Here is a 25,705-nt window from a genome sequence, read left to right as displayed (position 1 = left end):
ATGGAAAAGCTTCGAGGACTCCTCAACGACGCGCGAGCCTGGTTCGACCGGCTGACCACCCGCGAGCGCCAGATGGTGCTGGGGACCGGAGGCGCGGTGCTGGCCTTCGTGCTCTTCGTCATCCTCTTCTCCTTCTCCAACAGCGCGAGCAACTACCGCAAGCGCACGGACCAGAAGCTGGCGAAGCTGCGCGAGGTGCAGGCGCTGGCGGCCAGCTACCGCGAGGCCGCCCAGCAGCGGCAGATGGTGGAGCAGCAGCTCACCGGCAGCGACGTGAGGCTGATGAGCTACGTCGAGGAGAAGGCCACCCAGGCGGGGCTGACCGTGCCCAACATGACGCCCAAGAACGACGTGGGCATCGGCGACGGGCAGATCGTCGAGAGCTCGGTGGAGCTGACGTTCACCGACGTGGACCTGCGCAAGCTGCATGACTTCCTGACCATGGTGGAGAGCGGACCGGGCGTGGTGAAGGTGAAGAGCCTGCGCCTCGAGCCGCGCGACGCCACGGAAACCCTGACGGCGTGGACGACCGTCTCCACCTACAAGATGAAGCAATGACCATGGCCGCGGAAACCAAGATCGCCCGCTGGAAGCTCGTCGTTGGCTACGGTGCGTTCTCGCTCGTGGCCTTCGTGTTGTGCCTGTTCCTCACCTTCCCGTACGACACGCTGCGGCGGCGCGCCGTGGACGCGGCGGCGGACGCGGGGTACGCGCTGCGCATCGGCTCGCTGCGGCCGGGGCTGCGCGGGCTGACGGCCACCAACGTGCGCCTCAGCAAGGTGCCCAACGGGATGACGCCCGAGCTGCACGGCATGCTGGCCAGCAACACGGGCATGCTCCCCGGCCCCGAGGAAATGGGAGAGCCGCTCAACATCGACTCGGTGGCGGTGCGTCCCTCGCTGCTGCCCCCGGGCCTGGCCTTCCACGCGAACCTGATGAACGGTTCGCTCAGCGGCAACGTCGGCGGGCTGGGCGATGTGAAGGTGGCGGTGAAGCTGTCGGACCTGGATCCCTCCGCGGGCAACCTCAAGGGCTTCAGCGGAATGGACCTGGCGGGCAAGCTGAACGGCTCGCTCGACCTCACCCTCCCGAAGACCCGCGGCCAGCCCGACCTGAGCCAGGCCAACGGCCAGCTCTCGCTGGACACGAAGGGGCTGCTCATCCAGGGCGGCAACATCACCGTGCCCATGTACGGCCAGCCCACGCCAATGGACCTGCCGAGGATCGCGCTGGGTGACATCGACGCGCGCATCAAGATCGAGAAGGGGCTGGGCACCGTGGAGGCGTTGCAGGCCAAGAGCGAGGACCTGGAGGTCCAGGGCTCGGGCACCGTGAAGTTGGGTCAGCGGCTGGACGTGAGCCAGCCGGACATGGACTTCAAGCTGCGCGCCGAGCCGGAGTTCGTGAAGCGGCTGGGCCTGCTGGGCGCGGGCCTGTCCATCCTGCCCGCGGACAAGACCGACCCGAAGTTCCGCGTGGCGCACCTGGGCGGCTTCTTCAACCGCCCCAACTTCGGCCCCGCCCGCCAGCAGCAGCAGCAACCGCAGTTGCGTTGATCCCCTCCAGCCAGGACCACGAAAGGGGCCTCCGAGACTGACTCGCGGCACCTTCCCCTCTCCCTTCGGGAGAGGGAGCATCAGCCCCCCTCCCCCTGGGAACGCTACTCTCCGGGTCGGGCAGAGGGACTCTACCCTGAAAATCAGTTCCGGGAGTTGCGTGTCGGATACTCCACGGGTTAGGAGTGTCCCGCGACTTCACAGGGAGTGCTCGATGCCGGAGTTGGTTTTCTTTCGTCGGGGCGAGGAGGTGTTGCGGGTGGGTCTGGGACGCGAGCGCATGGTGCTCGGTCGCGGCGAGAAGAGCGACGTCGTCGTCCCCGACCCCGAGGTGAGCCGGCAGCAGGTGGCCCTCGTCTTCGATGGCGAGCAGTGCACCCTGGAGGACCTGTCGGGTAAGGGTACCCAGGTCGCCGGCGCCACCCTGAGCAGGGGTGTGCTCGCGGATGGTTCGGACATCGCGCTCGGTCAGTGGCGCGCCGTGTTCCGGCTCCATGGCAGCGGCCAGTCCGAGGGGCCCACCGAGGTCGGCTCCCGCACGGAGGTCCAGGCCCGTGACTCCGCCTCGCGCTGGCAGCCCGCGCAGGTGCGCATCAAGCAGGGTGCCAACGAGAGCGTCCGCAAGCTCAGCGGTGACGGCGACAGCTTCACCGTGGGCAAGGACCCGTCCTGCGATCTCGTCATCCAGGATCCCTTCATCTCCGGCCGCCACCTCAAGGTGACGCGGCGCGACGGCCACTTCCACGTGGTGGATACCAATTCCACCAACGGCACCTGGATGGGCTCCGTGCGCATCTACGAGGTGCTGGTGGGCCTGCCCACGACACTGCGCCTGGGCGAGACGGACCTCATCCTCGAGCCCATCACCCCGACCCGGAAGGAGCTGTCCTTCCACGGCATCATCGGCAACGACCCGTCCGTGCGGCAGCTCACCGAGCTCATCGAGCGCGTGGCCCCGTCCTCCGCCGCGGTGACCATCCTCGGCGAGTCCGGCACCGGCAAGGAGCTGGTGGCCCGCGCCCTCCACGAGTGCTCCCAGCGCTCCGACAAGCCCTTCATCCCCGTCAACTGCGCCGCCATCTCCAAGGAGCTCATCGAGAGCGAGCTGTTCGGCCATGAGAAGGGCTCGTTCACGGGCGCCACCAACGCGCGCAAGGGAGCCTTCGAGGAGGCCGACGGTGGCACCCTCTTCCTGGACGAGATTGGCGAGCTGCCCCTGGACCTGCAGGCCAAGCTGCTGCGCGCGCTGGAAAGCGGGGAAATCAAGCGCGTGGGTGCCAGCCGTCCCGGCCATGTGGACGTGCGCGTCCTCGCCGCCACCAACCGCGACCTGCTCGCCGCCTCGCGCGAGGGCCGCTTCCGCGAGGACCTGTACTACCGCCTCTGCGTGGTACCCCTCCACCTGCCGCCCCTGCGCAACCGGCGGGGCGACATCCTCTCCCTGGCCGAGCACTTCCTGCGCACCTATTCGCCCCGGGGCCAGACGGTGCGGCTCACGCCCTCCGCCGTGGAGCGGCTCCAGCAGCACACCTGGCCGGGCAACATCCGCGAGCTGCGCAACGTGGTGCACCGCGCCCTGCTGCTGCGCAAGGGCCCCAACATCGACGCCGCCGACATCACCTTCGATCAGGAGGTGAACCGCGAGACGGGCGTGTCCGTGCCGGAGCTGCCTCCGGGCATGACGCTGGAGCAGATGCTCCTCAAGCTCGAGCGGCAGATCGTCGAGGCCGCCCTGCGCCGCTACAACAACAACCGCGAGCGCGTGGCCCGGGAGCTGGGCGTGGCCCGCTCCACCCTCTTCAAACGGCTCAAGGAGTGGGGTCTCACCAAACAGGAAGAGGAGTCGGAGTAGGTGTGACGCGGAGTGAAGCGCGTCCTGATTAGATCCTTTTGGTGGTCCATTCGTTCCAGCTTCCAGACACCCGATGAGGGTGTCGAGGAGGCTCAACCATGGATGCCACGGCTCTTGCCCTTCCCCCATTCGCCGAGCTGTACCGCCAGTACCGCACACGGGCGCTGGCCATCGCACGCCGCATCGTGGGCGACGCGGATGACGCGGAGGACGTGGTGCAGGACGTCTTCACCCGCCTGGCTCAACGCCCCAGCGGATTCGACGGCCGCTCCGCATGTTCCACGTGGTTGCATCGTGTGATGGTGAACAGCAGCATCAACTGGCTGCGCGCCCGCAAGCGCCGCGAGCGGTTGCAGCACGAGCCCGAGGCCCCGGCTTCTCCCGAGGCCCAGGCGGTGGGCACCGAGATGCAGCGCCACTTCGAGGAGGCCCTGGAGAAGGTGAGTGAGCAGCAGCGCCAGGTGCTGTGGCTGCGGGAGATGCGCGGCTACAGCTACCCGGAAATCGCCGCCATGCTGCGCATCCCCGAGGGCACCGTGAAGAGCGCCCTGCACCGGGGCCGCCAGCGGGCCCTGGCCGAGCTGGAGGAGCACGACCTGGAGTCCTGAGCCCGGTCCTCCGGCCTCAGTCCTCCGACTTGGAGCCCACGAAGAAGTCCTCCTTGTCGCGGAACAGGAGGTTGAAGCTCGTCAGTGAGCCGTAGATGCGGGTGATGTAGCTCTGCATCTCCACCTTCTCGGCGTCCGACAGCTTCGGGTGAGCGTTGAGCTTCTGCTCCATCACCCGAAGCTTGTCCCGGACCATGACGATCTTGTGGAAGAAGGTGTCGATGGGGATGTCCTTCCCCTGCACGTCCGGTTTGCCGGGCACCAGCTTGAGGGTGCCGCCCTCCCACTTGTTGGCCAGCGGGGCCTCACCGCCCTCGCCCACCGCCTCCCGGATCAGCTCCATCAACTCCGCGCGCGTCATGTTCAGCTCCAGCCCTTCCAGGTCCACCACTTCGTTCGGATCCCGCTCCCGCCGCCGCACCACCGGCCCCACGCCGCGCACCGACCGCTCGCGCCGCGCCGTCTCCTCGGCCACCTTCGCGGCCACCCCGCGCCGCAGGAACTTGTTGCAGAGAGGTGCCGAGGGCGGAAACAGCCCCCGCTCCGGCTGCAACCGGCACACGCCCACCCAGCCGCGGTGATCCACCGAGTGAGCCGCCCACAGCTTGCAGTTGCCGCACACCTTCTCCTCCGGTCCGAAGACCGGCAGGGGAGGTTGCCCGCTCCCGGCACTCTCCGACATCAGCGGCGCTCCTGGGCCTTGGGCCCCTTGCGGACGCCCAGCTCACGCAGCAGCCCGTCGGCGTCCTCGACCTGATCCAACAACCACAGCACGTAGCGCACATCCACGTTCACGTTGCGCGCCACATCCGGGTTGTAGCCGAAGTCATTGGCCACGTTCTCCCACACGCGGTCGAAATTGACGCCCACCAGCTGCCCCTTGCCGTTCACCGTGGGGCTGCCCGAGTTGCCACCCGTGGTGTCCGCGTCCGCCAGGAAGTTCACCGGCACGTCCTTCAGCCGCTTGTCCATCCAGGGCCCGTACCGCTTCGCGTTGGCCGCGGCGGCCACCTTCTCCGGGACGTTGAAGGGCTCCTGGCCCGTGTGCTTCTCCATCACGCCCGCCAGCGTCGTCTGCGGCGTGTAGAAGGCCCCGTCCCGAGGCGAGTAGCCCTTCACCTTCGCGAACGTCACCCGCAGCGTGCCGTTGGCGTCCGGCGCCACCGGCTTGCCCGCGTGCGCCAGCACCGCCTTGCGCCACTCGGGCATCAGCCGCACGTTCGCGCCCAGGCGGCGGTCCCTCAGCTCGTCCAGCGCCACCATCTCGGTCGCCAGATCGAAGCCCAGCTCCAGCAGCGGATCCTTCCGCGCCCGGAGCTGCGCCTCCGTCTCGCCGGACATCTTCTGCCGCTCCGCCAGATCCAGCACCTTCGAGCCGGCGTACAGGGCGTCGATCTTCGCGGACACCTCCTTCTCCGCGTACGTGCGGCCGAAGTGCTTGTCGATCGCCGCGATGCGCTCGCCCGCGCCGAGCGCCTGCGCCCGCCGCACCAGCGCGAGGAGGGCCCGCTTGTCCGCCGGAGCGAAGAAGTTCTTCTGCTCGCGCTCGAGCCGGTCCTTCAACCGGGGCAGCTCACGGTCCATGTACTCGGGCTCGCGCTCGAGGTCCGGCTTCGCCCGCTCCCGCGCCAGCCGCGCCAGCGTCACCGCCAGGGCCGGCCCCTTCGACCCCCCCTTCAGCACGTCGAGCAGGAACTCGCGCTCGAAGCCCTTCCCCTTCTCCGCCTGCAGGGAGAGCAGCTCCGCGCGGGCCTTCAGCGCGCCCGCGTACTCCTTGCGCTTCTCCGCCCAGGCCACCACCGCCGCCTCGGCCTCGCGCTGCTTCTCCACGATGTGTCCGCGCTTGAGCCCCGCGAGCTGCCCGCCCGCGTTCTTGTAGCGGTTGTGCAGGCCCTTGAGGCTCGAGGCCACGGCGATCTTCCCCGCCGGATCCTTCTCCCCCTCCTCCTCGAGGATGCGGATGAGCTCGCCGTAGACGTCGACGACGCGCGGGTAGTAGCGCGTCTGGCGCTCGGCCATGTCGTCCGCGAGCAGCGCGCGGAAGGTGATGCCGGGGTAGCCCAGCACCATCACGAAGTCGTCCGGCTTCACGCCCTGGGTGGCCAGCGGGAAGAAGAACTCGGCCTTGTAGGGCACGTTCCGCGCGCTGAACTGCGCCGCCGAGCCGTCCGGAGCCGTGTAGGCCCGGAGGATGGCGAAGTCACCGGTGTGGCGCGGCCACATCCAGTTGTCCTCCTCGCCGCCGTACTCACCCACCGCGCGCGGCGGCGCGTACACCAGCCGCACGTCCGCCAGCTCCACCGAGTCGATCAGCACGAACTGCAGCCCGCCGTCGAAGCTCGCCACCTTGCAACGCGTGGCCGGGCGCTGCTCGCACTCGGCGACCAGCTCCTTCTCCTTGCGCTCCATCGCCTTCTGCCGCGCGAGATCATCCGCGCCCGCCGGCACCGCCGCGAACATCTCCTTCGTCACGTCCGTGAAGCTGCGCGGAACCTGGACGCGCGCGCCCTTGCCCGGCAGCTCCTCCTCACGGCCCTTGGCGAGGAAGCCCTGGGTGATGAGATCGCGCTGCGGCGAGCTGTGCTCCTGGATGATGGAGAAGGCACAGTGGTGGTTGGTGATGACCAGGCCCGACTCGGAGATGAAGGCCCCCGAGCAACCACCCACGTTCACCGCGCCCGCCAACAGGCCCGTGCCCCGCTTGGGATCCCACAGCTTCCTGGGAGACACCTGGAGACCCTGGGCCTTCAGCCACGCCGGATCGAGTTCGAGGACCTGCTGGGGGGTCCACTTCCCCTCCCCAGCCAGCGCCGGGGCAGCCATGAGCGACAGGAACAGGAGCGTCTTCTTCATGTTGCCCCTTCCCTATCGCTTCTTCCGCCCGCTGGCGATGGTCTCTGACGAAAGCGGAAGGGCATGACCCGCACTCCAGCCCCCTCCCAGAGGGAGAGGGGGCGTACACGTGGTCCGCCCGCTCCCTCCCCGGCCCTCCCTGGCGCGGAGGGAAGCGCGCGGAACAACCCATGCCCGGACGTGTTTCGGCCCCGCATGCAGACCTCGAGCGGCGCAAAGCTGGACTTCGGCCGGGTGGCCCTTCTCCTCCTGTTCCTGGGCGCGGGCTGGTACTTCTGGGACTCGCCCGTCCTGTGGCCCTTGAAATTGCTGGTGGTGATGGTGCACGAGAGTGGTCACGCGCTCGCCACCCTGCTCGCCGGTGGCGCCGTGGACCGCATCACCCTCTCCGCCAATGACTCCGGAGCCTGTCTGTCCCGGCTGCCCGCCAGCATGATGGCGCAGGTCGCCGTCTTCTCCGCGGGGTACGTGGGCAGCGCGCTCGCGGGTGCCTTCCTGCTGCTCGCCACCTTCCGCTTCCGATTGCGCCGCCTCGTGCTCCTCGTGGCGTGCGTGGGCCTCGCGGTAATGGGCGTGCTGTACGCCGGTGACAGCATCACCCTGGGCTTCTGCCTGGGTACCGCGCTCGCGCTGGGGCTCGCGGCGAAGTACCTCCCGGATGGCGGCGTGGACATGCTCAACCTCCTCCTGGCCGCCTTCACCGCCCTCTACGTGGCCTTCGATCTGCGCTCGGACCTGGGGCACGGCGCCGCGAGCTCCGTCAGCGACGCCTCCCTGCTCGCCAACCTCACCCCCGTGCCCTCGTGGGCCTGGGCCGGGCTCTGGTCGTTCGTCTCGCTCGCGCTGCTCGGGCTCTTCGCCCGTTGGTCCCTGCGCGCCGCGCGCCCCGAGGGCCTGGGCTACTCGCTGACCTCCGGCCGCCGGTAGGGCTCAGCGCCTCGGGCGCATCCGGTAGGCCACGAAGGAGGCCACGTCCGGGAAGGCGAAGTACGGATTGTGCTGGCGCACGTCCGCCATGGCCGCCACCGGCACGTCCGCGTAGTCGTGCCCGGGGAAGAGCCGGGTGCTGTCCGGAACCTTCAGCAGCACCTGTGACAGCGAGCGGTACATCGCCTCCGGGTCTCCCCCTCGCAGGTCGCACCGCCCACAGCCGTTGATGAAGACGGTGTCGCCCGACACCAGCGCATCCTGCGCCAGCAGGCAGTGAGAGCCCGGCGTATGTCCCGGGGTGTGCAGCGCCTGGAAGCCCCGGCGGCCCACCGTGAGCGAGTCACCCGGTCCCAGCGGACGCAGCGCGCCTCCGGCGAGGTTGCGCAGGTCCGCGGAGAAGTCCACCTCGGCACGCTGGGCGTACACCGGCACGTCATGGCGCGAGAGCAGCTCCGGCAGCCCGTTGGTGTGATCGCCGTGGCAGTGCGAGACGAAGGCACCCACCAGGCGCTTGCCATCCTGCGCGAGGGCCTGCTCGATGGCGGGCACGTCCCACGCCGCGTCCACCACCAGCACCTCGTCCGAGTCCTTCGGGCCCACCAGGTACACGAAGTTGTCCATGGGCCCGAGCTTCAACTGGCGCACGTACAGCGATTCCATTGGCATCCTCCGGGCGGGCCTCCGCCCCACTGCGTCCGGCCCCACTCTACGCGTTGCACTCGGGCACGGAACCGCTCTTGAGGTGGAACACCGCTTCGCATTTGAATGTGGACCCTTTTTCCCCCTACCCAAGGAGCCCCCACCTTGAGGACCCCCCTGCTCCCCCTGGCCCTGACCCTGCTCGCCACGAGTGCCGTGGCCAAGGACCGGGCCACCTTCCGCTACACCCCCCCCGCGGACGAGGAGCGCCCCGTGGTCGTGGAAGGGACGGTGGGTCCCCAGGGCAGCGACTTCGCGCTGCGGCTGCGCTTCGACAAGCTCCCCTTCGGACAGGAGTGCGGCATCCGCTGCGCCAACACCACCCTGTTGCTCGACACGGATGCGAGCACCCAATCGGGCCTGAAGCTCTCCGGCAAGGCCCCCGAGAACGGCGCGGACCTGGCCATCATCGTCCAGGGGACGAGGGATCTCTCCGGCACGAAGTCGGACAGCTTCCTGCGAGTGAAGGTCCGGCGGCTCACGACCGAGGCCCGCACCGTGGATGATGGCGAGTTGCTCACCGAGCTCGACAACCGGCGAGATCCCGAGCGCATCCACATCGAGGGCAACACCGTCTACCTGCTCATCGACGCGAGCAGCGACCTGCCCTCGGGCCGCAAGGTGCGCATCGTCTACCACCCGCCCGGCAGCAAGGCGATCCAGGCCACCCTCCCCGGCATGCTCAGCGGCAGTGCGAGCAGCGGCAAGGTGAAGATCTTCCGCCGCGGCTCCTGGGGAACCGCGAAGCAGGGCGGCCAGCGCGTCGGCGTCGAGAACAAGTAGGCGCGGGGGCACGGCCCTTCAGCGAAGCGGGGGACCCAGAATCCCCGCGCGGTCCAGCAGCTCGCCCACGCGCTTCGCCAATGCGACGTGCTCGGGGTTGCTCGCGGTGAACCGCTCGGGAGTGAGGACGACGAGCGTGCCTTTGTCCTCGACCCGCTCCATGCGCACGGGAGCAGGCAGCGGAGGCACCCTCCCCAACTGGTCCGAGTAGTAGGTCACCCAGCCCCACAGCCTCGTGGGCTGGGGCATTGGGATGAGATCCCTGTGCGCGGTGGATGTGGCGATTGCCCATTCCGGCTCCCAGGCCATCGCCATGGCACGCACCATCCCGGAGAGCACGGCCGCAGTCAGCACCCGCTGCGCGTTCGGGCCCTCCTTGTTGTCTGGACCCGAACTGGGAATGGTGAACACGCATGAATTGGAGACAAGCTCCGAATACATCCCCGCACAGATGAGGAAGGAGCTGGCTTCGTAGTCACTGGCGCCATTCCAACCACTGATACGAAAGCCAAGCTCGTCGAACACACGGTCCTTCCCACGACGAAACATCTTCGTCAGAGAGGCCTGGTTCATCTCGATGGGGTGCTTGAGTGCCTCCTTGAGAGACCGCCCTTGCTTGAGCCAATGAGCGAAGTCAGGGGCGACCGAGCGCAATGCAGTGAACAAGACCTCCGCGCGACGCCCACATTCCTCGGGAGACTCCTTTCGAGCTCCCCAGTAGGCCCCTGCGTAGTAGGTCTCGATCAAACCATCCTCCTTCATGGAAGTGATGGGGTATGAACCACCACGATCCCCCGCACACGATTATTCCTGAAGAGTACTCGGATGGCATCAGCCACCTTCGCCTCCGCTACGTGCCACTGGATGGGCGTGCCCTTTGCGGCTTGGAATTGTCGTTGAGCCTGCTCCACCATGTTACGAGCTCCCCTCGTAAACCACGGCTTGGGCTCCAGCTTGTCGGTGAACTTATTGGCGTAACCGGGTCCCTTGGATTCCAGCAGCACACCGTCTTTGAATCCATCGAACCGTACGTTCCGAACGATGTATGACTCATCCACGGACCGGCCGGAAATCTGCTGCTGGTAGCGCGCCGCGCGCCGGCTCATGGACTCCTTGACCGGTGTCCACTGTCCCGGGCCCTTGTTCGCCTGTACGGACGAACCTGCCTTGCCAGAGCCCTGCTGGACCGACTGGTTGGCCATGTGGAGGATCACCGCGGCACCCGGTCCACCGCCGAGCACGCGGACAGCGCGCCCCACAGGGAGAACGACCCGCTCGAGAACCAGCGCGCCATCCGCCGACAGCGACAACGCAGGCAAGGAAAGTGACTCCAAGCCACCGCCCACCGAGGCCACCGTCCGGGTGGTCCCCATCGCGGAGCCATAGGTCGCCAGCACGGTCACGGACAGCCGGGAGAGCGCGCGAATCTGCTCGCCCCGTGTCATCAACCGGAAGCGCGCGAGGAACTCCGGCGAGCGGAGGACGAGCTCCGCCACCCCCCGAGGCATCCGAGAGAGAGCGACGAGCGCATCTCCCGGATGGAGCACCAACCCTCCCAGTGCCAACACCGTGTCGCGGAAGACGTCCTCCGCTCCATCCAGGGAGCGGTTGATGACATCACCGTCGTCGTACACCTCGGCCAGCGGAGGACGACTCCTCACGCGTTCGAGGCGCTCATCCACTGGGAAGAAGGCCCCACTGCGACCATCGTAGAAGGCGCCCACCTCGAAAGGTCCCGCCCTCAGCGCCCCCTCCTTCAACGCCACCGGACCCACGCGCTGCTGGGTCCGCCCACTCAGCGCCCACGCCACGTAGCCGTCGGGTCGCAGCACCGCCAACCCGGCGAAGCGCGCCACGCGCGCGAGGAGGACCGGGCGAGACAGCTCCTCCTCGCCTTCCATGATCTCACGCAGCAGAGACGAGGCCACCAGACGCGGACCGAAGCCGGCCAGGGTCACGGGTCTGGCGAGCAACTCCTCGTACAACTCCGCCCCGTCCTCGGGCGTGAAGTCCGCCGCTCGCGAGGGGAGCTGTTCGGAGTCCTCCAGCCCGGCTCGGAGCAGCAGCATCTCGAAACCGTCCGTCTCGACCAGTCGGCCCTGTACGGAGTGGAGTGGCAACGGCGCCGGGCCTCCACTTCCCTCCATCGACCCCGACGAAGGCAACCCGGTCGCACAGCCAGCGAGCATCACGAGGCCCACCACGAGCCCCCAGGCCCTCACGCGAAGCCGCCACATGCATCGGGAATCCAGGTCAGCGGAGTACGGGGACATGGCATGTCTCCTCGGCAGGAGGTTCGGAGGCCGGTGCCTACGCTACCCCGCCAGTCCGAGGTCCTGCCGGGCAGGCGAACCACCCAGGTCGTGTCAGACCCTCGATGCAGGATGCGCCAATGGCCCTCTCCCCGGGTCCATGCCGTACCGTCATGCCCCCCATGCCCTACCTGAGTGGGCAAGCAGGCCCTTCTCCGCCCTTGCCCGCCTACCCCCCGAGTAGATCCCTTCTCCCCCTACTTCCAGTACGCCCCCGCGCCCACCGGTCGTCCCGGTTCCAACCCAGGCAGGCAAGCGTGAGACCCCCACCCCCGAGGCCCCAACCAGACGGATTTCCTGGCCCGAATCACTGAACATGCGTATAGCCACTCTACCCCCGAGGCTTTGCAACCCCTCGATTTTGTTCCCTTTGACGGATGGCCGTGGTAGTCCCGCCGGTTCATCACTTGCTGGCCCGGGCACGGAGTGCGTGAGCCGCACCCCGCGTTCCATTGGGATACGGACAGCCCTGACCTGAACACATGAGCATGCTCGCACAAGCGGAAAACAAGACGCGCAAGAAGCAGGGAGCCTCGGGTGGTGGTGGCGGTGACGGTGTCGCCTCGGCCTCCGCTGGTGGCGGTGGGGGGGGTGCCACGCCCGCCGCGCTCGCCGACGAGGCCCGCCGGCGCTACCTCAACTACGCTCTGTCCGTCATCACCTCGCGCGCCCTGCCTGACGTGCGTGATGGCCTCAAGCCCGTGCAGCGCCGCATCCTGTACGGCATGTGGAACGACCTGAACCTCACCCACGAGGCGAAGTTCAAGAAGTGCGCCCAGGTCGTCGGCGCCATCATGGGCCCCTACCACCCGCACGGCGACACCGCCATCTACGACGCCCTCGTGCGCATGGCGCAGGACTTCTCCCTGCGCTACCCCCTCGTGGACGGCCACGGCAACTTCGGCTCGCTCGATGGCGACGCCGCCGCCGCCTACCGTTACACCGAGTGCCGCCTGGAGAAGCTCGCCGACGAGCTCCTCAACGAGCTGGGTCAGAAGACGGTCGACTTCCGTCCCAACTACGACGGCACCCGCCAGGAACCCGTCGTCCTGCCCTCGCGCGTTCCCCACCTGTTGATGAACGGCACCACGGGCATCGCCGTGGGCATGGCCACCAACATCCCGCCCCATCACCTGGGCGAGCTGTGCGACGCGCTCACCGCGCTCGTGGATGACGCCAACCTCACCGTCAAGCAGCTCCTCAAGTGGGTCAAGGGTCCGGACTTCCCCACCGGCGGCGAAATCCTCAACTCCCAGAAGGAGCTGCAGGAGATCTACGAGACCGGCCAGGGCAGCGTGCGTCTGCGCGGCGAGTACGAGCTCGAGGACCTCAAGCGCGGCGGCCAGCAGATCGTCATCACCTCCATCCCCTACACGGTCAACAAGTCCACGCTGGTGGCCAAGATTGGGGAAATCGTCCGTGAGCGGAAGCTGCCGCTCGTGGTCGACGTGCGCGACGAGTCCACCAAGGACGTGCGCATCGTGATGGAGCTCAAGAAGGAGGCCAGCCCCGAGCTGGTGATGGCGTACATCTACAAGAACACGCCCCTCCAGACGAACTTCAACGTCAACCTCACCTGCCTGGTGCCCAACCCGGAGAACCGGGAGGTGGGGACGCCCAAGCGCCTGGGCCTCAAGGAGATCCTCCAGTACTTCCTGGACTTCCGCCTCGAGGTCATCAAGCGGCGCATCCAGTACCAGCTCGACGAGCTCAAGAAGCGCGTCCACATCCTCGAGGGCTTCGAGAAGGTCTACGACGCCCTGGACGAGATGATCCGCATCATCCGTGCCTCCGAGGGCAAGCAGGACGCGGCCAAGAAGCTCATCGCGCGCTTCAAGCTGGATGAGCTCCAGGTGGACGCCATCCTGGAGATGAAGCTCTACAAGCTGGCCCGCCTGGAAATCCTCGTGGTCCAGAACGAGCTGAAGGAGAAGCGCAAGCAGATCAAGGAGCTGGAGGCGCTGCTCAAGAGCAACACGCGTCTGTGGGGCACGGTGAAGGACGAGCTGGCCGAGGTGAAGGCCGCCTACGGCATGCAGAAGCGCCGCACCAAGGTGAGCCGCGGCGGCGCCGAGGAGATGACCTTCGACGCCGAGGCCCTCATCGCCGACGAGGACGCCCACGTCGTCATCACCCGCGACGGGTGGATCAAGCGCGTGCGCGAGGTGAAGGATCCCTCCTCCACCCGCCTGCGCGAGGGCGACGCGGTGATGACGGTGCTCGCCGGCAGCCTCAAGGCGAACCTCGTGCTCTTCAGCAACTTCGGCACCGCCTACGTCACCCGCTTCAACGACGTGCCCGCCTCCACGGGCTACGGCGATCCGGTGCAGAAGCTCTTCAAGTTCGACGACGGCGAGCGGATTGTTGGCGCGCTGTCGCTCGACAGCCGCCTGTGGCGCCCGGAGAAGCTGCTGGGTGTCACCAGGCAGGGTCTGGGCATGCGCTTCCCGCTCGCCCCGCACCTGGAGATCTCCACCCGCGCCGGCCGCCGCTACGCCAAGACGGGCGAGGGCGATGAGATCGTCGGCGTGCAGCCGGTGGAGGACAAGGACCTGGTGGCCGTGCTCACCGAGCGCACCTCCGCGCTGGTGTGCAAGGTGGCGGAGATCAACGAGCTGGCCGGCCCGGGCAAGGGCGTCAGCGTCATCAAGGTGGAGGACGGAGACCGGGTGGTGGACTTCCAGGTCGCGCCCCACGGCAACAAGGAGGCGGGCATCGCCTTCGAGACGCAGAAGGGCCGCAAGCTCACCCTGAACCCGGGCCGTTACGAGGTGACGGGCCGCGGCGGCAAGGGCCACGAGATGTCGCGCAAGGACGCGGTGAAGGAGGTGCTGCGCGCGCCTCAGTACATCCCGCTGCCGGAGCAGAAGAAGGAATAGCCGGAGACAGTCATGGCGACGACCAAGAAGACGACCTATACGGGCGCGGACATCCAGGTCCTCGAGGGCCTGGAGCCGGTCCGCAAGCGCCCGGCGATGTACATCGGTGGCACCGACAGCACGGGCTATCACCACCTGCTGTGGGAGATCCTCGACAACTCGGTGGACGAGGTCATCAACGGCTACGCGTCCACCGTGGAAGTCACCCTCCACAAGGACGGCCGCACGGTGACGATCGTGGACGATGGGCGAGGCATCCCCATCGACATCATGCCCAAGTACAAGAAGCCGGCGGTGGAGATCATCCTCACCACGCTGCACGCGGGCGGTAAGTTCGAGCAGGGCAACTACATCCACTCGGGCGGTCTGCACGGCGTGGGTAGCTCGGTGGTGAACGCGCTCGCGCGCAAGCTCGTCGTGGAGATCAAGCGCGACGGCAAGCGCCACGTGCAGACGTACAGCAAGGGCAGGCCCACCAGTACGCTCAAGGTGGAGGGCCCGGCGCGCGGCACCGGCACCTCGATGACCTTCGAGCCCGACCCGGAGATCTTCGGCGAGAAGCTGAAGTTCGACGCGAAGCTCGTGCGCGAGCGGCTCGAGGCGAAGAGCTACCTCCACAAGGGCATGACGGTCGTCTGGAAGGACGAGACGACCAGCCCGCCCGTGAAGGAGGAGTTCAAGCACGATGGCGGCATCGCCGAGTACCTGACCAAGGTGGTGGCCGAGCGGGGCAAGCCGGTGGTGCCGTCGGGCAGCACGGCCATCTTCTACCACTCGCGTGACAACGGGGTGCGCCTGGAGGCCGCGCTGGTGTGGACGGAGGCCACGGACGAGCACATCCGCTCGTACGTCAACGGCATCCCCACGCCGCTGGGCGGTACGCACGAGGCGGGCTTGCGCGGCGCCGTGGTGAAGGCGGTGCGCAACTACATCGAGACGCACGACCTCTCGCCCAAGGGCGTCACGCTCACCGCGGAGGACATCCGCGAGGGCGTCACGGCCATCCTCTCCACGTACGTGGTGGAGCCGCAGTTCCAGGGCCAGACGAAGGGACGTCTCAACAACCCGGAGACCACGGCCCAGGTGGACGGTGTCATCCGCCCCGCGCTGGAGAAGTGGCTCAACGACAACAAGTCCATCGCCGAGTCGGTGGTGGCCCGCATCGTCCTGGCCGCCCGCGCGCGCGAGGCCAGCCGCGCCGCCTCCCAGGCCGTCAGCCGCAAGACGGCCGTCAGCCACCGGCTCAACCTGCCGGGCAAGCTGGCGGACTGCTCCTCCACGGATCCGGCCCAGAGCGAGCTCTTCCTCGTGGAAGGTGACTCCGCAGGTGGTAGCGCCAAGCAGGGCCGGGATCGGCGCACCCAGGCCGTCCTCCCGCTGCGCGGCAAGGTGCTCAACGCCGAGCAGGCCTCCACCGACAAGGTGGTGGGCAACAAGGAGCTCACGGACATCGTCAGCGCCCTGGGCTGCGGCATCGGCAAGGACTTCGACATCACCAAGCTGCGCTACGGCCGCATCTTCCTGATGATGGACGCCGACAGCGACGGCAACCACATCGCCACGCTGCTGCTCACCTTCTTCTACCGGCACCTGCGCCCGCTCATCGAGCAGGGTCACATCTACCTCGCCCAGCCGCCCCTCTTCCGGGTGGACATCGGCAAGGAGACGTACTGGGCGCTCGACGAGGTCCACCGCGACCGCATCATCCGCGAGAAGGTCAAGGGAAACGCCAAGCCCAACGTCATGCGCTTCAAGGGTCTGGGAGAGATGACGCCGGACGAGCTGAAGGAGACCACGCTCGATCCGAAGGTCCGCCAGAGCCTCAAGGTGACCATCGACAACCCGCTCCTCACGGATCAGATCATCAACGACCTGATGGGTCGCGACGTCAGCGCGCGCTTCAAATTCATCATGGAGAGCGCGACCGAGGTCGAGGACCTCGACGTGTAGGACCCCACCGGGGGCGGGCTCCGGGTCCTCCCGGAAGCGCGCCCCTGGTGCCCCTGGCGCGGGGCATGGTGCCCGGCCCCCCGGCTCGGCTAGCATCCCGCCCCGTGAGCCTGAAGACCCCCCTCGCCCTCTCGCTCGCGCTCCTGCTGGGTACGGCCCCCGCTGTCACCGAGGCCGCTTCCCGCCGTGGCGCGCCCACCTCTTCGGCCCGCAGGTCGAAGAAGAAGAAGGCACCCCCCGCGAAGCCCGAGCCCGCTCCGGAGTCCCCGTCCGACCTCGCGGATGAGGCATCGGAAGCACCCTCGGACGCCCCCGTGCAGGCCCGGACGCAGGAGCCCACTCCGGTCGCGCCCGTGGCGCCCACCCCGGCCGAGAAGTCTCCTCCGGCCCTGCCCTCCGCCCGGGCGGGTCGCGTCGCGGTGCTCGCCGTCCCCGTGGACCCGAGCGACTTCGAGACCGCCTCCCGGCTCGAGACCGACCTGCGTGACGCGCTCGGCGCCCGGGCGGACATCCCGTGGGTGGATCCGGCGACCCTCTTTCCGCCGCCGCCGCCCGCCTCCCTCGCGCAGGGGGATGCCCTCTTCGATGAGGGCAAGGGCCTCTACGACAACCTGGATCCGGAGGCCGCGTCGAAGAAGTTCACCGAGGCCGCGGCCTTCTACCAGCGCCACCCGGTGGACACGAAGCCGGAGCGGCTGGCCCGCGCCTACATCTTCCTGGGCGCCTCGCGGCTGCTCAACGGGGAGTCCGCCGGAGCCCAGGAGGCCTTCACCCGCGCGTTGCTCGCGGCCCCCACCGTCCGGCCCCAGTCCGAGCTCTTCGGGCAGGACGTGCATGACGCCTTCGACGCCGCGAAGCAGGCCCTGTCCCGCCTGCCCCGGGGCACGCTCGCCATCGCCTCCGTCCCCACCGGCGCGCGGGTGACGCTGCATGGGGAGCACCTGGGCACCACGCCGTTGAAGGACGTGGAGCTCGCGCCCGGCCCGCATCAGGTGGTGCTCACCCTCCCCGGCCATCTGCCCTTCGGGACCTTCCAGGAGGTGGCGCCCTCCCAGCGCGGCGAGCTGCGCCCCCGGCTGGAGCCCACGCCCGAGCTGGCCTCGGTCCAGGCCCTGGCCGCCGAGGTGTCCTCCTCGTCCAGGTCTCTTGGCTCCAGCAAAGTCCCCCCTGGAGTGGCCCGGATCGCCGAGAAGCTCGGCGCGCGCTACGTGGTGCTCGCGCGGGTGGAGAAGAAGGGCCAGGGCCGCGTCCAGGCCTCACTCCACGCCTGGGACGTGCAGCTCGAGAACCGCCTGCGCGGGGTGGTGTTGAACCCCGAGGACGCGCGCGAGCGACAGGCGGCCGTGGGCCAGGTGCACGACTTCCTCACCGGGAAGCTCGTGCCCGACACGTCCCTGCCCTTCGCGCTGCCCGCGGTGGTGAAGAAGCCCTGGTTCTGGGCGGCGGTGGGCGGCGTGGCGGTGGCCACCACCGCGGGTATCCTGCTGGCCACCCAGCCCAACAAGCCCCTGGGCATCCGGATAGGGAATCCTGGCGCCGGTTGGTAGCGTCCTTTCGAGGTCTCGAGGTCCATTCCCATGAAAGCCCTTGCGCTCATCCTGCTCCCCACCCTCGCGCTGGCCGCCCCTCCCTCCGGGCCCCGGCGCATTGGCTCGCTCCTCGTGCCCATGGATCCCACGGCCGAGGCGAGCGGACCCAAGATGGAGAGTTACATGAACGAGGCCCTGGCCCAGTTCCAGGGCTACACCGTGCGCAAGGCCGAGGACATCTTCGGCCTGCCGGCGGATGACGAGGCACTGCTCGCGCTCAAGCGGGGCAAGCAGGGCTATGAGGAGAGCCTCGCCGCCTTCGAGAAGAAGGACTACGAGGACGCCGAGCGCAAGGTGCGCGCCACCCTCAAGGAGCTGCAGAAGGCCTCCGCGGCGATGAAGGACTCCTGCAATCCGCTGTGCGACGCCACCGCCCTCTACGCCGCGCTGATGCACCTGCGGGGCGACGTGGAGGAGGCGAAGCTGGCGCTGTTGGATCTGATGGCGCTCAACCCCACCTACGAGATGAACACCAAGCGCTTCTCCCGCGAGCTCATCTCGCTCCGGGTGCAGGTGGCCACGAGCGTCAACGCGGCGCTGCGCGGAGGGGTGACGGTGAAGTCCCGCCCGGCCGGAGCGCGCGTCTACATCGACAACGAGTTCAAGGGCTACACCCCGGTGACGGTGTCGACGCTGCCGGTGGGCAAGCACCTGCTGCGGCTGGAGCGCCCCGGTTTCCGTGTGTACGGGCAGGTGCTCGAGATAAGCCCGGACGACGTGGAGGCGAGCACCGCGCTGCAGCCCACGGACGACTACAAGGCCTATGACGCGCGGCTGGACACGGTGGCCTCCGAGATGATGCGCGCGAGCACCCCCACCAGCCCGGCGGTGGCCTCCCTGGGCAAGGCGCTCGGGCTGGAGCGGGGCCTGGTGGGCACGGTGCGCGACATGCCGGACAACAACACCACCGAGCTGGTGCTCGGCCTGTACGACATGGGCACCGGCAAGCGGCTCGGCGCCAAGCGCGTGGTGCTGCAGGGCGACGAGTTCGGTCAGCTCAAGTCGGAGATGAACCGGCTGGTCAATCACCTGATGAACAATGCCGACGGTGGCGCGGAGAAGAAGGTGAAGTCCTCGGATCCGCTGGAGAACTCCCACGGCATGGACGAGTGGAACGCCGAGGACCGCGGCGGCAAGCGGCGCTCCCAGGAGAAGAAGTCCAAGGGCGGAGATCCGTTGGAGGGAGTGAACGGTACCGAAGATTGGTGAGACGCGGCGCTTGTGCGCCGGAGCGCGCTGCCTAGAGTCGGAGGGCCCATATGCGTGCCCTCCCGCTCCTGTTGCTCCTTCCCGGCCTCGCGCTCGCACAGACGGGGCTCATCGTCCAGCCCGCCACGCCACCTCGTGGGGTGACGCTGCCGCCCACCTCCGCCGCGCTGGTGGACGAGGCCACGGCCCTCTCGGTGAACCCCGCCGGCCTGCGCTTCATCGGGCCCGGGCAGCTCTTCTACCTGCACGAGCGCAACCTCGCGCGCGACCAGGTGGGAGACGGGCTCTTCCTGGGTACCTCGCTGCTGGGAGGGCTCGGCGCCGGATTCAGCCTGGAGTGGATGCGCGGGCGCGGACTGCCGGACTACCGGAAGACGTCCTTCGGACTGGCGCTCGGCTCGGGGAAGCTGTCGCTGGGCGTCGGGTACCACAACCTCTCCTCGGACGACGGGGCCCTGGACAGGCTCTCCGGCTTCGACCTGGGCCTCACCCTGCGTCCCTCGCGCTTCCTCTCCGTGGGCGCGGTGGTGCGGGACGTGAACGCGGCCGAGGAGGGGCCCTTCACCCTCCCCCGGAGCTACAACCTGGCTGTGGGCGTGCGCCCCTTCGGCGAGCGCCTGACGCTGGGCGCGGACTACCTCGCCCCGGAGGGCGACTGGGGTGACGGACGCCTCACCTACACGCTGAGGGCCACCGTGCTCCCCGGCCTCGGACTGGGCGCGGGCCTCTCGCACGGCCTCGGCGCGGATCGCTCGCTGGCGCTGCAGCTCGCCGCCACGCTGGACAGCTCGCGCTTCGGCGTCACCTACGCGGGAGGCGGCACCGAGGGTGGCGGGTTGGATCACGTGGTGGCGGTGCGCCTCTCCACCCAGAGGTACCCGGCGCTGCGGCTCGGTGGGGGAGCGGTGGCGCTGGTGGACCTGGATGACCGGCTGGTGGAGCGCGGGAGTCTGGGGCTGATGCTGCTCGGCGTCACCGAGTCGGACCCGTTCCTGCGGTTGATGCGGTGGATGGACGAGGCCACGAAGGACCCACGGCTCGAGGGCGTGCTGCTGAAGGTGTCGGACCTGCCGGGCGTGGACTGGGCCAAGGCGGACGAGCTGCGCCAGGCGATCCTGAAGATGCGCGCGGCCGGCAAGCGCGTGATGACGGTGCTCTACAACGTGGATGACCGGGCCTACTTCGTGGGCTCGGCCGCGGACAAGGTGTACGCACTGCCCTCCTCGTCGCTGCTCGTCAACGGCCTGGCCGGCAGCGTCATCTACCTGGGCGGGACGATGGAGAAGCTGGGCGTCACCTGGGACGTGGCGCGCGTGGGCGAGTACAAGACGGCGCCCGAGCAGTTCACCCGCCGCGACATGAGCCCCGCGGAGCGCGAGACGGTCGAGGCCTACCTGGACGCGCAGACGGAGCACGACGTGCAGGCGGTGACGCAGTCGCGCCGCATCACCCCCGAGCGCCTCCGGGAGGCATGGAGCGTGGGCATCCTCACCTCCAACCGGGCGAAGGAGCTGGGCCTGGTGGACGGGGTGCTGCTCCCCGAGGAGCTGGACGCGAAGCTACGGGCCCTGGCGCCCGGGGCGAGCTACGATCCCTACTACTCGCCGCGGGGAGAGCGGGAGGGGCGCTGGAGCGGGCGCCGCCGCATCGCCGTGGTGCCGGTGCTGGGCACCATCGCCGGAGGCAAGAGCCGCAAGTCTCCGCTGGGCGGCGAGGTCGTCGCTGGCGCCGAGACGGTGGCGCTCGCCCTGGAGCGGGCCCAGAGGGATCCCTCCGTGGTGGCCATCGTGCTGCGGGTGGACTCGGGCGGCGGCGACGTACTGGCCTCGGAGTTGATGTACCGCGCCGTGCTGGAGGCCAAGAAGTACAAGCCCGTCGTCGCCTCCATGGGGGACGTGGCGGCCTCGGGCGGCTACTACACCGCCATGGGCGCGGATGAGATCTGGGCCTCGCCCACCACCCTGACGGGAAGCATCGGCGTCTTCTACATCAAGCCCGCGCTGCGCGGCCTGCTGGGCGACAAGCTGGGGGTGAACGAGGAGATCATCACCCGCGCCCCCATGGCGGCCCTGCTCAACCCGTGGAAACCGTGGACGGAGGCGGAGCAGAAGACGGTGCAGGCCTGGGTGGACTCGGCCTACGACGACTTCATCACCCAGGTGTCCGTCGCGCGGAAGCTGGACAAGGCGAAGGTGGACGCCGTGGCGCGCGGGCGGGTGTGGGCGGGCGTGGCGGCGAAGGAGCACGGCCTGGTGGACTCCCTGGGCGGACTGATGGACGCGGTGGCGTCGGCGCGCAAGCGGGCGGGAGTGCCGGCCCAGGAGGAGTTGGAGCTGACCGTGATGGGCGAGGCGCGCGGGCTGTTCTCCGCCCTGGGCGGGGAGCCGGGTGTGGACGCGAGGCTCCTGCCCTCTCCCGAGCCCGTCCTCCCGCCTGGATTGCAGGCGCTCGTGCGCGACTCGGGCCTGGAATCGGTCCTGTTGCTCGAGCCGGGCCTGAAGGCCGTCCAGCCCTTCACCCTGAGCGTCCGCTGACGTCACGGGGAGGACAAACGGAGATGAAATTCTCCGGGCATCCTCCGTGTCCTCTGTTAGTGTTGTTGGGCGCTTTCCGGTCGGCCACGAGGCCGCCGGGACGCTCCAGGAGCCGGCGGTTCGGTCGGCGGGTGGCTCGTGCCAGGCGCGGGCCGTCCCGAGGATCCCGCGTCGGGCTTCTGTCCCACAGACCGCAGAACCTCGTGCGCCTCCCGCCGGGGAATCCCTCCCTGGGACGCGCCGAATCCCGTAGACCATGAGCGAAACCGATAACCGAGATCCCCGAGACGTCCCGTCCCCCATGGCCGCCCGCGCCGAGGCGCCACCGGACGTGGATGATGGCGATGACGAGGGCGAGGGCGACGAGGGCCCCGACGAGGGCGAGGGCGCTGCCCCCGCGCCGGGACAGCCCTCGGGTGGCCCGCCCGGCCAGGGTGGAGGCCGCCGCCGCCGCCGCCGTCGTCGTCGCAGGGGTGCCCAGGTGCAGTTCACCCCGGACGGACAGGCCTACCGCATGGTGGCCGGTCCCGACGGCCAGCAGCAGCAGGTGTTCCTCACGCCGCAGGAGTTGCAGCAGTACCAGCAACGGATGGCCCAGCAGCAGCAACAGCCGCAGGGTGGCGGTCAGCCGAGGCCCCCGCAGCCGGCGCCCCAGCCATCGCTGGCACCGGTGGAGGGCGTGCTCGACACCGAGGCCAAGGGCCCCAACGCCTTCCTGAGGCAGCTCAAGCGCAACCTGCTGCCCGCGCCGGACGACGCGGAGATTCCGAAGAACCTGGTGCAGAAGCTGCGGCTGCGCCCGGGCCAGTATCTGAACGCCCTCGCGCAGATGAAGGGCCAGAAGGGCATCATCCAGCGCGTGGAGCAGGTGGATGGCCGCCCGCTGGAGCAGATGAGCCGCCTGCCCCACTTCGCGGACCTGACGTCCGTGGACCCGGTGGAGCGCATCAAGCTGGAGAACGGCCACCGCGAGATGGTGACGCGGGTGATGGATCTGATCGCCCCCATCGGCAAGGGTCAGCGCGCGCTCATCGTGGCGCCGCCGAAGACGGGCAAGACGATCATGCTGCAGCGGATTGCCCAGGCGGTGGTGGCCAACCACCCGGAAATCCACCTCATGGTGCTGCTCATCGACGAGCGCCCCGAGGAAGTGACGGACATGCGCCGCAGCATCAAGGCCGAGGTGCTGGCCTCGAGCTCGGACCGGCCCACGGGCGACCACCTGAAGGTGGCCGAGCTGGCGCTGGAGCGGGCGCGGCGTCTGGTGGAGAGCGGCAAGGACGTGATGATCCTCCTGGACTCCATCACGCGGCTGGCGCGCGCCTACAACAAGGAAGTGGACAACTCGGGACGCACGCTGTCGGGCGGCGTGGACAGCCGCGCGCTGGAGCGGCCCAAGCGCATCTTCGGCGCGGCGCGAGCCACCGAGGAGGCCGGCAGCCTCACCATCGTGGGCACGGCGCTCATCGACACCGGCAGCCGCATGGACGAGGTCATCTTCGAGGAGTTCAAGGGCACCGGTAACTCCGAGGTGACGCTGGACCGCTTCCTCGCGGAGAAGCGCATCTTCCCGGCCATCAACATCGGCCAGTCGGGCACGCGCAAGGAGGAGAAGCTCTTCACCCACAAGGAGTACGAGAAGGTGAAGAAGATGCGCCAGATGCTCTTCGCGGTGAAGCCCGTGGAGGCCATGGAGGCGCTCGTCAAGCGGCTCAGCCGCTACACCTACAACGACGAGTTCCTCGAGGAGCTGTGAGGGGTGGATCGGCCGGGCGGTGGACCTACGCCACCCGGCCGATCAGCTCCGCCGACACGAACGTCTGCGTCCCGGTGAGGGCCGAGGGATCCCTCCGGGGCCGGGCCTGCTCCATCACGGAGCCGTGGGCCTCCCACCAGCGCTCGGCATCCTCCTCCGTCCACTTCCCCGCGTCGGCGCAGGCCTCCAGCGCCAGGCGGAGCTCCCGGGCACTGGCGTAGCGGCAGTCGGGATGCTTCGACAGACAGCGCATGAGCACGTCACTGAGATCTCGAGGCACCTCGCGGCCCAGCCGCACGTCCGGTGGCGTGGGAGACGTGTGCAGGTGGTGCGAGCAGATCTCCACCGAGGTGCGGCCCTCGAAGAGGTGGCACCCGGTGAGCAGCGCGTAGCCCACCGCGCCCAGCGAATACAGGTCCGCGCGAACATCCACGCGCCCCGGGGAGGTGATGGCCTCCGGGGCCATGTAGAGCGGCGTGCCGACGACCATGTGTACCCGTTGGGGGGACGTCTCCTCGGAGGCCCCCACCTCCTTCACCAGGCCGAAGTCGAGCACCTTCAGCAGATCCGGCACGCCGCGCCGCCGGCACAGGAACAGGTTGGCCGGCTTGATGTCGCGGTGGAGCAACCCCAACCCATGCGCCTCCTCCAGCGCCCCGCACGCCTGCCGCAGGAGGTGGATGACGCGTGAGGGAGGCTGGGGCCCGGTGGCCAGCAGCAGCCCGTCCAGATCCATGCCCTCCAGGTACTCCATCACGTAATAGAAGAGCCCATCGGCGGTGCGGCCATAGTCGTAGATGGCGATGGTGTTGGGATGGGTGAGCTGGCTGGTGAGCTGGACCTCGCGCTCGAAACGCTCCAGGCCATGACCATCCACGTTGGCGCTCAGCAGCTTGATGGCGGTGCGGCGGCGCAGCAGGGCGTGGCTGGCCAGGTACACCTCGCCCATGGCTCCGGCGCCCAGCAGCTTGATCAACGTATACTGGCCCAGCTTCCGCGCCGCCTGGACCTGCTTGCGCAGGCCGTAGATGACCTGGGAGACCAGGGTGGCCATGGCGACGGCGACCCCGCTCCACAGCACGGCATCGAGCGTGGGCATGGGCGAGCCGCTATGCGACCGGGCCTGCGCCATCACGGCGACGACGGCCCCATCCGGCAGGGCGCCGAGCAGGGAGATCCAGAACGTCCTGCGCACGGAGCCGGGGATGATGACCGCGTGGGAGATGAGCGCGCCGTTGGTGACGAGCAGGAGCGACAGGGGATCCGCGTCGAAGTAGGCATCCAGCTTGAGCAGGACGAGCACGCCCAACAGCCCCGCGGAGTCCAGCCAGGACAGGGTCCGCAGGGAGCGGGGCGTCTCGCGGCACACCTGCCAGAGGACGAGCGACATCAGGGCGCCGACCAGATGGAAGGCGAAGGCAGGCTCCACCAGGGCGTCGGCCCACGGCATACCAACCACGAGGATCGCGCCCAGGGAGGTGAGGACGTAGAAGGCGGAGGCCAGGAAGAACAGCGCCTTGTAGAGCAGCTCGAGCCGCTCCTGGAGGAAGGAGCGGGCCTCATCGGACACGAGCGACGTCGTGTCGAAGGAATGAGGTGAGGCGAGGTGGGGCCTGAGCGGGGAGAGCTCCATCGACCCCTCGTTCTACACCACCCGGACAGCGAGTGGGGATCCCCGGGGCTCCCGGGAATCCACGGAGGGGCGCTCAGCAAAGAGAGACGCGACGCTCGCAAAGCCTGACACGGCAATTTGGATTGCGAGCGCGAGGAGGGGCTCGTTAGGGTGTGCGCCCCATGACAACTCCCCGTCCCCTGCACTCCCAGGACAAGCGTTCCCCCGCCGTGGCCGAGGCCATGGCCAGCTTCCACCGTGACATCGTCGACCAGGTGCGCACCGCCGTCGAGCGTGATGCCGTGGTGGTGGTGGGCATGGCGCGGAACCCCTTCGTCAAGAAGGCGCGCGAGGCCCTGACCCAGGCCGGCATCCCGTTCACCTACCTGGAGTACGGCGGCTACTTCGGCATGTGGAAGCAGCGGCTCGCCATCAAGATGTGGAGCGGCTGGCCCACCTTCCCCCAGGTCTTCGTGCGCGGCGTGCTCATCGGCGGCTTCGATGACATGCGCAAGGCCCTGGAGGATGGCTCCCTGAAGAAGATGCTCGGCTGAGCACACTCGCCCGGTGGTAGGGCGAGCTC

At 68.7% G+C, this 25,705-nt stretch carries 19 protein-coding genes; 13 read left to right on the top strand and 6 right to left on the bottom strand.

Annotated elements, in window-relative coordinates:
• From gspM to JQX13_RS30860, 4 genes are all read left to right on the top strand, one after another.
• Positions 1-558: a type II secretion system protein GspM gene (gene gspM, locus JQX13_RS30875; protein ID WP_203403065.1), complete on the top strand. Its 558-nt coding sequence runs from the start codon at positions 1-3 to the stop codon at positions 556-558.
• Positions 559-560: 2 nt separating this feature from the next.
• Entirely contained in the window at positions 561-1,556 is a 996-nt protein-coding gene (gspN, locus tag JQX13_RS30870) for a type II secretion system protein GspN (RefSeq protein ID WP_203403064.1), read from the top strand.
• 214 nt (positions 1,557-1,770) lie between these two features.
• A complete protein-coding gene (locus JQX13_RS30865; RefSeq protein ID WP_203403063.1) occupies positions 1,771-3,408 on the top strand; it encodes a sigma 54-interacting transcriptional regulator in 1,638 nt (545 codons plus the stop codon).
• Between the two features lie 98 nt (positions 3,409-3,506).
• Positions 3,507-4,016: an RNA polymerase sigma factor gene (locus JQX13_RS30860; protein WP_203403062.1), complete on the top strand. Its 510-nt coding sequence runs from the start codon at positions 3,507-3,509 to the stop codon at positions 4,014-4,016.
• A gap of 16 nt (positions 4,017-4,032) precedes the next feature.
• On the opposite strand, the gene JQX13_RS30855 is transcribed toward JQX13_RS30860, so the two are convergent.
• Together JQX13_RS30855 and JQX13_RS30850 are read right to left on the bottom strand one after the other, a co-directional pair.
• The gene (locus tag JQX13_RS30855) at positions 4,033-4,698 is read right to left on the bottom strand and encodes a hypothetical protein (RefSeq protein WP_203403061.1); all 666 of its coding nucleotides are present in this window, start codon (positions 4,696-4,698) and stop codon (positions 4,033-4,035) included.
• Positions 4,698-6,869 (bottom strand): S46 family peptidase, encoded by a 2,172-nt coding sequence (locus JQX13_RS30850; RefSeq protein ID WP_203403060.1) that lies wholly within the window; start codon positions 6,867-6,869, stop codon positions 4,698-4,700. The genes JQX13_RS30855 and JQX13_RS30850 overlap by 1 nt, the downstream gene beginning before the upstream one ends.
• A 195-nt stretch (positions 6,870-7,064) precedes the next feature.
• Here JQX13_RS30850 and JQX13_RS30845 point away from each other — a divergent pair, with 195 nt between their 5' ends.
• Positions 7,065-7,796, top strand: coding sequence for a M50 family metallopeptidase (locus JQX13_RS30845; RefSeq protein ID WP_203403059.1), 732 nt, complete (start codon positions 7,065-7,067; stop codon positions 7,794-7,796).
• Between the two features lie 3 nt (positions 7,797-7,799).
• On the opposite strand, the gene JQX13_RS30840 is transcribed toward JQX13_RS30845, so the two are convergent.
• Positions 7,800-8,459 (bottom strand): MBL fold metallo-hydrolase, encoded by a 660-nt coding sequence (locus JQX13_RS30840; RefSeq protein ID WP_203403058.1) that lies wholly within the window; start codon positions 8,457-8,459, stop codon positions 7,800-7,802.
• A gap of 144 nt (positions 8,460-8,603) precedes the next feature.
• Between JQX13_RS30840 and JQX13_RS30835 the strand changes: the two genes are divergently transcribed.
• Positions 8,604-9,281 (top strand): hypothetical protein, encoded by a 678-nt coding sequence (locus JQX13_RS30835; protein WP_203403057.1) that lies wholly within the window; start codon positions 8,604-8,606, stop codon positions 9,279-9,281.
• Positions 9,282-9,299: 18 nt separating this feature from the next.
• On the opposite strand, the gene JQX13_RS30830 is transcribed toward JQX13_RS30835, so the two are convergent.
• Positions 9,300-10,043: an immunity 52 family protein gene (locus JQX13_RS30830; RefSeq protein ID WP_203403056.1), complete on the bottom strand. Its 744-nt coding sequence runs from the start codon at positions 10,041-10,043 to the stop codon at positions 9,300-9,302.
• A complete protein-coding gene (locus JQX13_RS30825) occupies positions 10,040-11,518 on the bottom strand; it encodes a Tox-REase-5 domain-containing protein (protein WP_203403055.1) in 1,479 nt (492 codons plus the stop codon). Before JQX13_RS30825 ends, JQX13_RS30830 begins: the two co-directional genes overlap by 4 nt.
• Before the next feature lie 563 nt (positions 11,519-12,081).
• Here JQX13_RS30825 and JQX13_RS30820 point away from each other — a divergent pair.
• From JQX13_RS30820 to rho, 6 genes are all read left to right on the top strand, one after another.
• On the top strand, positions 12,082-14,472 hold the full coding sequence (locus JQX13_RS30820; protein WP_203403054.1) for a DNA gyrase/topoisomerase IV subunit A: 2,391 nt from the start codon (positions 12,082-12,084) through the stop codon (positions 14,470-14,472).
• A gap of 12 nt (positions 14,473-14,484) precedes the next feature.
• The gene (locus JQX13_RS30815) at positions 14,485-16,422 is read left to right on the top strand and encodes a DNA gyrase/topoisomerase IV subunit B (protein WP_203403053.1); all 1,938 of its coding nucleotides are present in this window, start codon (positions 14,485-14,487) and stop codon (positions 16,420-16,422) included.
• A gap of 104 nt (positions 16,423-16,526) precedes the next feature.
• Positions 16,527-17,969: a PEGA domain-containing protein gene (locus JQX13_RS30810; RefSeq protein ID WP_239013951.1), complete on the top strand. Its 1,443-nt coding sequence runs from the start codon at positions 16,527-16,529 to the stop codon at positions 17,967-17,969.
• A 30-nt stretch (positions 17,970-17,999) separates the two neighbouring features.
• Positions 18,000-19,220, top strand: a complete 1,221-nt coding sequence (locus JQX13_RS30805; RefSeq protein ID WP_203403052.1) for a PEGA domain-containing protein — start codon at positions 18,000-18,002, stop codon at positions 19,218-19,220.
• Between the two features lie 50 nt (positions 19,221-19,270).
• Positions 19,271-21,754, top strand: a complete 2,484-nt coding sequence (gene sppA, locus JQX13_RS30800; protein ID WP_203403051.1) for a signal peptide peptidase SppA — start codon at positions 19,271-19,273, stop codon at positions 21,752-21,754.
• 301 nt (positions 21,755-22,055) lie between these two features.
• On the top strand, positions 22,056-23,510 hold the full coding sequence (gene rho / locus JQX13_RS30795) for a transcription termination factor Rho (protein ID WP_430384106.1): 1,455 nt from the start codon (positions 22,056-22,058) through the stop codon (positions 23,508-23,510).
• A 25-nt stretch (positions 23,511-23,535) separates the two neighbouring features.
• Here rho and JQX13_RS30790 read toward each other — a convergent pair whose 3' ends face one another.
• Positions 23,536-25,143, bottom strand: coding sequence for a serine/threonine-protein kinase (locus tag JQX13_RS30790; protein ID WP_239013950.1), 1,608 nt, complete (start codon positions 25,141-25,143; stop codon positions 23,536-23,538).
• Positions 25,144-25,304: 161 nt separating this feature from the next.
• On the opposite strand from JQX13_RS30790, the gene JQX13_RS30785 reads away from it, so the two are divergent.
• Positions 25,305-25,676, top strand: a complete 372-nt coding sequence (locus tag JQX13_RS30785) for a glutaredoxin domain-containing protein (protein ID WP_203403049.1) — start codon at positions 25,305-25,307, stop codon at positions 25,674-25,676.
• Positions 25,677-25,705: the final 29 nt, after the last annotated feature.

The organism is Archangium violaceum (genome assembly GCF_016859125.1).
Lineage (GTDB): Bacteria > Myxococcota > Myxococcia > Myxococcales > Myxococcaceae > Archangium > Archangium violaceum_A.
The sequence above is the reverse complement of the archived record's forward strand: the minus strand, read 5'-3'. Positions and strand labels throughout refer to the sequence as shown.